This is a genomic window from Streptomyces sp. NPDC053432, assembly GCF_055585365.1.
Genome location: NZ_JBVJKF010000022.1, coordinates 135,844 through 143,237 on the forward strand (window position 1 = coordinate 135,844; position 7,394 = coordinate 143,237).

A 7,394-nucleotide genomic window follows, 5' to 3' on the forward strand; every position below is an offset into this window, starting at 1 on the left:
ACCGCGCCTACGCGGGAACCAGCGCTACCGTCGTACGACGCGGAGGGGGCCGACACGGAATGAGCAACGACGACCACTACGGCGGCGGCAGCGGCGCCTACGGCGACGTCGGCGGCACGGGCCAGACCCGCACCCGCCTCCCGGACGCCCCCGCCGACCCCTACGGTCCGGCCCGCCGCGCCCCCCGACCCTCCCGCAGCCTGATCACGGTGGTCGGCGTGGTGGTCCTCCTGGTAGCCGCCATCGCGTTCGCGAACCAGGCCCCGGACGGCACCGAGGACAAACCCGCGGACACCCCCCCGGCCGCCTCCTCCACGGCGGCCACGGGCACCACCCCCGTCACGGGCAAGACCGCCGGCATCCCCCACGGCTTCGCCCACGACGAACAGGGCGCCCAGTCCGCAGCCGCCAACTACGCGGTCCTGCTGGGTTCTGACGCCATGTTCGACACGGCCCGCAGACGCCCGATTGTCCAGGCCCTGTACGTGGCCGACGTGGCCGCTGCCCGGCAGAACGATCTGGACAAGGTCTACACGAACCCCGATTTCCTGGCCCGTATCGGCCTTGATACCGCGGGGAAAGCCCCCAAGGGACAGACATTCATTTCCCGTCTGAACCCTGTAGGCACCAAGGTGGAGAAGTACAACGGTGACACCGCCAGTGTCTCCGTCTGGTACTCGGCGCTGTTCGGGCTCGCCGGTGAGGGGTCCAAGAACCCGGTCTCAGAGAGCTGGTACACGAACACATACGAACTCAGGTGGCTCAACGGCGACTGGCGGGTCGCCGACTTCACGCAGAAGGACGGACCGGCGCCGGTAGGCCGGGACCAGGCGGCCTCCTCGGCTGAGGAGATGGCCTCCGCGGTGTCACAGTTCGGAGGGCTCACCTATGCGCGCTAGCCATCGCGGTTTGTCGCTCACTGCCGCCGTGACGGCAGTGCAGACGGTTGTCGTACTCCTCGCCACACGTGCGGCGGCCGCCCCGCCTCCCACCCCCACCCCCACCCCCACCCCGCAGACAAGCAACAATCCTTGCGACCTGATCCGCGGCCCTGCCAAGGACTACTGCGAGCGCGGCCAGAGTGGCGGCACCGGCCAAACCCCCGGCCTGCTGCCAAACGACCCGGCAGACGCCCTCAACCCCCTCGCCTCCCTCGCCAAGGGCTGCGCCGACGCCGCCTCCTGGATCGTCGCCAAACTCAGCGAAGCGGTAAAGGGCAGCGCCAACGTCGACTTCACCAACCCCGCCTTCCTCAAGCAGTACTCCGTCGTCTTCGCCGCCTCCACCATCCTCACCCTCGTCCTCTGGCTCTTCGCCGTAGCCAAACGAGCCGTCCGCGGCGTCCCCCTCACCACCGCCCTCTCCGAAGCCATCGGCTTCCTCTGGCTCACGGTCCTCGCCTCCGCCTTCACCCCCCTCATCCTCTACACCGTCGTCTCCGCCACCGACGGCGTCACCGAGGTCATCGCCTCCGCCACCGGCGGCCAGACCGACGTCTTCTTCGGCTCCTTCTCCGAAGCCCTCAAGAAGGGCGACGACATCGGCGGCGGCCCGATCATGCTGATCGTCGTCTCCCTCGTCACCGTCCTCGCCGCCGGCATCCTGTTCCTGGAGCTCTTCATCCGGGCCGCCCTCCTCTACGTGGGCGCCCTCCTCGGCGTCGTCGTCTACTCCGGCCTCGTCGACCGCAACCTCTGGGGCCACGTACGCCGCTGGGCCGGCATCATGATCGCCGTCATCCTCGTGAAGCCGGTCATCGTCATCGTCCTCGGCCTCGCCGGCGCCCTGACCGGCGAAAAGGGCCCCAACGCCTTCTCCGCCGTCGTCACCGGCCTCGCCATCATCCTCCTGGCGATCTTCGCCTCCGCCGTGATCTACCGCTTCGTCCCCGGCTTCGGCGACGAGATCGCCTCCGCCCGCGCCGGCCGCAGCAAGGCCACCGACGGCGCCCAGGCGGCCGCCGTCATCAGCTCCCCGGCCTCCCTCGTCTCCCAGGGCATCAAGACCCACAGCAGCCGCGGCGCCCACCGCGGCGCCGACGGCGGCACGGGCAACACCGCCCGCCCCGCCAACCCGATCTCCGGAGGCGTGGCCGCCCACAGCAGCCGCCCCACCGGCGGCGGGTCCGGCGGCGGATCTGTCCCCTCCGCCGCACCCCCGCCCCGCACAGGTTCGAGTACGAGGAACACAGGAGGTGACGGGCGTTGACGACCCAGTCCCACCAGCTGCACCCGGTCGCGCCCCGCCGCACGTATCTCATCGGCCGCGCCCGGCCGAACGCGATCGTCGGCAAGAACCGCGAGACCGGCGAGATCGCCCTGATCATCGCGGGGGCGTTCCTCGGCATGATGAGCGGACTGCTCGTCCCCGACCTCACCCTGCGCATCGTCAGCCTCGCGGGCTTCCCCATGCTCGCGCTCGCCGCCGTGTACGTCCCCTACCGCGGCCGCACCTTCTACAAGTGGTTCGAGATCAACCGCAGCTACAAGCGCACCCTGCGCCGCGGCACCACCTACCGCTCCACCGCCATGGAAGCGGGCACCCGCGCCGCCGACGGCCGCGAGGTCGAGATCGGCCCGCCCCCCGGCATCGGCCGCATCAACTGGCTCGCCGCCCCCTTCGGCCCCGACGAGATCGCCGTACTCCTCCACGCCGACCGCCGCACCGTCACCGCCGCCATCGAGATCGAGGGCCCCGGTGTCGGCCTGCGCGACAGCGAGGACCAGGAAGCCCTCGTCGACCGCTTCGGCACCCTCCTCAAGCACGTCGCCAACGGCGACGGCTTCGTCACCCGCCTCCAGATGCTCGCCCGCACCCTCCCCGCCGACCCCGACGCCCACGCCAAGGACGTCGCCCAGCGCGGCGACACCAACGCCCCCGGCTGGCTGCGCGACTCGTACGACCAGCTCCAGTCGATGGTGTCCACCTCCTCCGAGCAGCACCGCGCCTACCTCGTCGCCTGCATGCACTACTCGCGCGAACTCGCCGCCGAGGCCCACACCATCGCCCGCGCCGGCACCCCCAAGGGCCGCAAGCTCGACCGCGACGCCGGCCTCGCCATCGTCATGGCCCGCGAACTCACCGACATCTGCGCCCGCCTCGCCGAAGCCGACATCCGCGTCCGCCAGCCGCTGGGCCAGGGCCGCCTCGCCTCCCTCGTGCACTCCATGTACGACCCGGACCACCCCATCGACCACATCCAGGCCATGACGAAGCGCAACGCCTGGCCCGCCGAACTCGACGCGGTCGAACCCACCTACCTCCAGGCCAAGACCCGCGAGTCCTCCACCCGCGCCCCCTGGTGCCACGCCACGGCCTGGGTGAAGGAGTGGCCGATGACCCCCGTCGGCGTCAACTTCCTCGCCCCCCTCCTCGTCCACACCCCCGACGTGATCCGCACCGTCGCCGTCACCATGGACCTGGAGCCCACCGAGATCGCCATCGAGCGCATGCTCACCGAGAAGACGAACGACGAGGCCGACGCCAGTCGCGCCGCCAAGATGAACCGCACCGTCGACCCCCGGGACATCGCCGCCCACGGACGGCTCGACCAGAGGGGTGAAGATCTCGCCAGCGGCGCTGCGGGAGTCAACCTGGTCGGGTACATCACGGTGTCCTCGCGATCACCCGAAGCCCTCGCCCGCGACAAGCGCACCATCCGCGCCTCCGCCGGCAAGTCCTACCTGAAACTCGAATGGTGCGACCGCGAGCACCACCGCGCCTTCGTCAACACCTTGCCGTTCGCCACCGGCATCCGACGCTAGCTGGAGGGAAGTTCCGCACATGCGAGATCCCATGTCCGCGCTGACGGACGCCTTCACCAGCTTCCTGTTCGGCAAGGTCGAAACCACGCGCCTGCCCGTCCGCACCTCCACCGGGCAGGCGCAGGCCGTCTACCTGCCCACCGCAGCCCCCGGACTCGGCGACTCCGGCGTCATCATCGGCCGCGAGGTCTACAGCGGCAAGGGCTACATCTACGACCCCTTCCAGCTGTACGGCCAGCAGCTCCCGGCCCCCCACTGGCTGGTCCTCGGCGAATCCGGCAACGGCAAGTCCGCCCTCGAGAAGACGTACGTCCTGCGGCAGCTCCGCTTCCGCGACCGACAGGTCGTCGTCCTCGACGCACAGGGCGAGGACGGCGTCGGCGAGTGGAACCTGATCGCCCAGCAGCTGGGAATAACCCCCATCCGCCTGGACCCGATCGCCGCCAACGACTCGGGCATCCGCCTCAACCCCCTCGACCCGGCGATCACCACGACCGGCCAGCTCGCCCTGCTCCGCACCATCATCGAAGTCGCCATGGGCCACGGCCTCGACGAACGCTCCGGCTTCGCCCTGAAGGTCGCCCACGCCTACGTCGTCGACAGCATCCGGGACCGCCAGCCCGTCCTCACCGACATCGTGGAACAACTGCGCCACCCCGAAGCGGAATCGGCCCTCGCGATGAACGTCGACATAGACGATGTCCGCGCCTGGGGCCTCGACGTCGCGCTCGTCCTCGACCGCCTCGTCGACGGCGACCTCCGCGGCATGTTCGACGGCCCCACCACCGTCGGCATCGACCTCGACGCGCCCCTCATCGTCTTCGACCTGTCCCACATCGACCGCAACTCCATCGCCATGCCCATCCTCATGGCGATCGTCGGCGTCTGGCTCGAACACACCTGGATCCGCCCCGACCGCAAGAAGCGCATCTTCCTGGTCGAAGAGGCCTGGCACATCATCAACAGCCCCTTCGTGGCCCAGCTGTTCCAGCGCCTCCTCAAGTTCGGCCGCCGCCTCGGCCTGTCCTTCGTGGCCGTCGTCCACCACCTCTCGGACGTCGTCGACGGCGCCGCCGCCCGCGAGGCCGCGGCCATCCTCAAGATGGCCTCGACCCGCACCATCTACGCCCAGAAAGCAGACGAAGCCCGGGCCACCGGCCGCGTCCTGGGCCTCCCCCGCTGGGCGGTCGAGATCATCCCCACCCTCACCCCCGGCATCGCCGTCTGGGACGTCAACGGCAACGTCCAGGTCGTCAAACACCTGATCACCGAAGCCGAACGCCCCCTCGTCTACACCGACCGCGCGATGACGGAGTCCTCGGCCCCGGCGCTCCCCGCCGACATGCTGGCCGCCGAACTCGAAGCGGAGGAAAGGGCCCTGTCCATGGAACGCCACCGCAACAACGGCACCGGCTCGGCGACCACGGTGGCCTGACCATGTCCAACGCCAGAGGTACGGAGCCCACGGCCCGGGCCGGCGGGATCCCCGACGGGGTCCTCGTCGGCCTCCTGGCCTTCCTCCTCGGCCTCGCCGTCCTGGTCTGGTCGGCCACCGGCCTCGCCGCCCTCCTCGCCAAGGGCGCCTGGCCGGCCACGGTCACCTTCACGCGCACCCCGGGAGCCGTCCGCGCCCTGATAGCGCAGCCCCACGACATCCCGGCCGCCTGGCCCGACACCGACCCGGGCGCCCTCTCCGGCTGGGGCCTCTTCTGGGGCCTGTTCATCAGCCAGCTCCTCGTCCTGCTGGTCCTGACGATCTTCACGATGGGCGTCATCGCCCGCACGAAGGCCCGCCGCACCCTGGCCAAGCGGGCGGCCGCCCCGGCCGCCGCCCCGCACGGCCCCCGGCCCCCGCTCCCCACCCAGAACCAGCCGTACGAGCCCCCGCCCCCGGCCCCCCGCCCGTCCGCGCAGGCCCCCGCGACCGAGCCCCCGTCACCCCCGGCGGACGAGGCCCACCCCTACGCCTCCGGCCACACCCCCGCGCCCACGACCGGAGCCACCGTTCCCACGACCACGACCACGACCCCGCAGCCCCGCCTGGCGTACGCCACCCCGGCCGAACGCCACCACCTCGCCCTCCAGGCCATCGCGGAAGCCGACGGCGCGGCCCTGGTCGTCACCTCCTCCCCCGCCCTCTGGTCGGAAACCAAGGACGCCCGCGCCAAGATGGGCCCGGTCCTGCTCTACGACCCCTCCCACCTCTGCGACACCCCGGCCCGCATGCACTGGAACCCTGCCGAGGGCTGCGCCGACCGCGACACCGCAGCCGCCCGCGCGATCGCCCTCCTGGCCCCCGTACGCCCCCAGGCCCGCATCGACGCCGCCCTCACCCACACGGCGGAAACGCTCCTGCGCAGCTGGCTCCAGGCAGCCGCCCTCGACGACCGTCCCTTCAAACAACTCCACCGCTGGACCCAGGGCAATAGCGCCCAGGACCCCGTACGCATCCTGCGCACCCACCCCCAGGCGGCCCCCGGCGCGGCCGGCGAACTGGAGAGCGCCCTCACGGCCCACCCCGAACGCCGCGAGCAGGCCCTCAGCCTGACGGCCCGTGCCCTGAACTCGCTGACCTCGATCCACATCCGCGAGGCCTGCAACCCGAACCGAACCGATTCCCTGACCCTCGCTTCATTCGTGGCCGAAGGGGGCACCCTCTACGTGGTGGGCGAATCCCTGGAAGACCCCCGCACCCACCCGGGTGCGATGCCTTTGCTGACCGCACTCGCCGCTCACGTGGTCGAGCACGGCCGCCGCATGGCCGCACGGTCATCCCACGGTCGGCTCGACCCACCACTCACCCTGGTCCTGGAGGACGTCGCGGCCGTGGCCCCGATCCCCCAGCTCCCAGAACTCCTGACGGACGACGCACTCCCCCTCGTCGCCCTGTGCCGCAGCCGCGAACAGGCCCGCTCCCGCTGGCCCGAAGCCGCCCTCCCCTAGGCCACGCCACCAGCCGGCCGCACGAACACGTACTCCCGCTCCTTCGCCCCTGTCTCCAGCGGGACCAGCACACCACTCGCCTCGAAGCCGTACCGCCGGTAGAAGGCCTCGGCCCTGGCGTTGTCCTCGTGCACGAACAGCCGCACCCGCTCGGTCACCGGCTCCTCCAGCGACCAGGCCCACTCCAGCGCGGCATCGAACAGCCTCTCCACCAGACCGCTGCCCCGCTGCTCGGGCCGTACGAACACCCCGACCGCATGCCCCTGCTGCTGCTCGACGACCTCCCCGAAGAAGTCGGTCCCGCCCTGCGCCTCGATCAGCACCGTCACGGACCCGACCCACCGCCCGTCGCCGGCCTCGGCTATGAACTGCCTGGCACCCCGCCCGGCGGCGGCCCCCGCGGCCCGCTGCTGCCAGTACGCGTCGTCCTGCGCGAGCGCCCTCTCCTCGGTCTCGAGAAAGGCCACGGCGGCAGCAGGATCCCGCAGCGCGTCCAACCGCAACGCCTTGACCTGCTCCCACTCATCGGCCCGCACGGCCCTGATCACGTAGTCGTCGCTCATACCCGGATCCTAATGACGCCGGATGACCCCGTAAACGCAGAAAAGCCCCGCACCGAACCCTGAAGGGCTGGTGCGGGGCTTTCCCACAATGATTGTTCGGCGGCGTCCTACTCTCCCACAGGGT

6 protein-coding genes are annotated in these 7,394 nt (G+C 71.1%); 5 read left to right on the plus strand and 1 reads right to left on the minus strand.

Features of this window, described 5'->3' with window-relative positions; all coding sequences use genetic code 11:
• The first annotated feature begins 59 nt into the window (after window positions 1–59).
• The 5 genes from ACZ6Y1_RS29990 to ACZ6Y1_RS30010 are packed head-to-tail and all read left to right on the plus strand — an operon-like array spanning window position 60 to window position 6,707.
• Complete coding sequence (locus ACZ6Y1_RS29990) at window positions 60–899, plus strand: DUF8175 domain-containg protein (protein ID WP_469636773.1); 840 nt, start codon at window positions 60–62, stop codon at window positions 897–899.
• On the plus strand, window positions 889–2,208 hold the full coding sequence (locus ACZ6Y1_RS29995; RefSeq protein WP_469636776.1) for a hypothetical protein: 1,320 nt from the start codon (window positions 889–891) through the stop codon (window positions 2,206–2,208). Before ACZ6Y1_RS29990 ends, ACZ6Y1_RS29995 begins: the two co-directional genes overlap by 11 nt.
• Window positions 2,205–3,764: an SCO6880 family protein gene (locus ACZ6Y1_RS30000; protein ID WP_469636779.1), complete on the plus strand. Its 1,560-nt coding sequence runs from the start codon at window positions 2,205–2,207 to the stop codon at window positions 3,762–3,764. Before ACZ6Y1_RS29995 ends, ACZ6Y1_RS30000 begins: the two co-directional genes overlap by 4 nt.
• 19 nt (window positions 3,765–3,783) lie before the next feature.
• Window positions 3,784–5,199, plus strand: coding sequence for an ATP-binding protein (locus tag ACZ6Y1_RS30005; RefSeq protein ID WP_469636782.1), 1,416 nt, complete (start codon window positions 3,784–3,786; stop codon window positions 5,197–5,199).
• Between the two features lie 2 nt (window positions 5,200–5,201).
• Entirely contained in the window at window positions 5,202–6,707 is a 1,506-nt protein-coding gene (locus ACZ6Y1_RS30010; protein WP_469636785.1) for a P-loop NTPase family protein, read from the plus strand.
• On the opposite strand, the gene ACZ6Y1_RS30015 is transcribed toward ACZ6Y1_RS30010, so the two are convergent.
• Complete coding sequence (locus ACZ6Y1_RS30015; RefSeq protein ID WP_469636788.1) at window positions 6,704–7,270, minus strand: GNAT family N-acetyltransferase; 567 nt, start codon at window positions 7,268–7,270, stop codon at window positions 6,704–6,706. The genes ACZ6Y1_RS30010 and ACZ6Y1_RS30015 overlap by 4 nt on opposite strands.
• Window positions 7,271–7,394: the final 124 nt, after the last annotated feature.